1 protein-coding gene is annotated in these 1,310 nt (G+C 78.1%); it reads left to right on the top strand.

Annotated elements, in window-relative coordinates:
- The coding region (locus MTQ10_RS30530) for a M14 family zinc carboxypeptidase (protein ID WP_247473992.1) at positions 1 to 1,260 on the top strand (1,260 nt) is incomplete at its 5' end.
- Positions 1,261 to 1,310: the final 50 nt, after the last annotated feature.

Raw genomic sequence — 1,310 nt, 5'->3', positions numbered from 1 at the left:
CCCCGCACCCCGTACCCCACCCTGGACCTGCTGGAGGCAAGGGCCCGAGCCCTCGCCGCCGCCGCGCCCGGCACCGTACGGCTGCGGGTCGTCGGGCACAGCCGGGCCGGGCGCCCGCTGTGGATGCTGTCCGCCGGGCACGGCGAACGGCAGATGCTCACCGTCGCGGGCGCGCACGCCAACGAACCCGTCGGCGGCGCCTCCGCGCTGCGCCTTGCCCGCCTCCTCGCCCACCGGCCCGCGCTGCTGGACCGGCTCGACTGCACCTGGCACATCCTGCTCTGCCTCGACCCGGACGGCGCCCGCCTCGCCCACGGCTGGCAGCCGGAGGAACCGGCACCGTCGCTGGAACAGTGCCACCTGCGTTTCTACCGGCCCGCGTTCGACCGGCAGCCGGAGTCGCTGCCCTCACCCGGCGACCCCCGGCCGCCGCTCCCGGAGTCGGCGACCCTGCTGAGGCTCCTCGACGAGCTGCGGCCCGCCGTCCAGTTCACACTGCACGGCATCGAGGTCGGCGGCGCGTTCGCCATGCTGACCCGGCACGTCCCCGGCGCCGCCGCCGCGTTCCGCGACACCGCGGCCCGCCTCGGCGTGCCCCTCGACCGGCACCCCGCCGACGGCCCCGACTGGCAGCTCGACCCGCCCGCCGTGCTGCATCTGCCCGCCGGGCGCGCCGCCGACCCCGACGACGCCGGGGAACGCGACCCCAGCGGCTATGTCGCCGGCAGCACCTGGCTGCACCCCCGCCGGTACGGCACCCTCACCGCGCTCGTCGAGGCGCCCGCCTGGGCGGCGCCCGCCGTCAGCGACGACCGGCCCGCCGCCGACCCGCACGGCGAGGTCGCCCGGCTCACCGGCCTGCTGCTGCGCCGCACCCGACGGCTCACCGACCTGCTCGCAGGCACACCCGACACGGCCGTGCCCGACCGGCTGGCCCCGCTGCGGGACGCCGCCCGTGAACTCCTCGCCATCGCACCCGCCGTCGTCGACACCTGGACCGCCGAGGAGCACACCGGCTGCCGCGGCCACTTCGCCACGCTCGGCATCGCCGCCCGCCGTATCCCGCTGCGCGCCGCCGCGATGATGCGCCGCGCCCTCGCACCCGGCGCCCCGCACACCGCGGACGCCCTCGCGGGCCTGGCGCGGGAGTGGTGCGCGGAGCTGACCCGGACCTACCGGCCCGTGTGGACACCGGTCCCCGCGCAGACCGCCCTGCACGTCCGGACGATGCTCGACATAGCGGCCCGCGTCGGCCCCTGACACGAGCCCGCACCTACCTGCCGAGCCCCCGATCACCGCCCCACCGAGCC

The sequence above is a fragment of the Streptomyces sp. XM83C genome (assembly GCF_023072675.1).
GTDB classification, from domain to species: Bacteria; Actinomycetota; Actinomycetes; order Streptomycetales; family Streptomycetaceae; genus Streptomyces; species Streptomyces thermocoprophilus.
The sequence above is the reverse complement of the archived record's forward strand: the minus strand, read 5'-3'. Positions and strand labels throughout refer to the sequence as shown.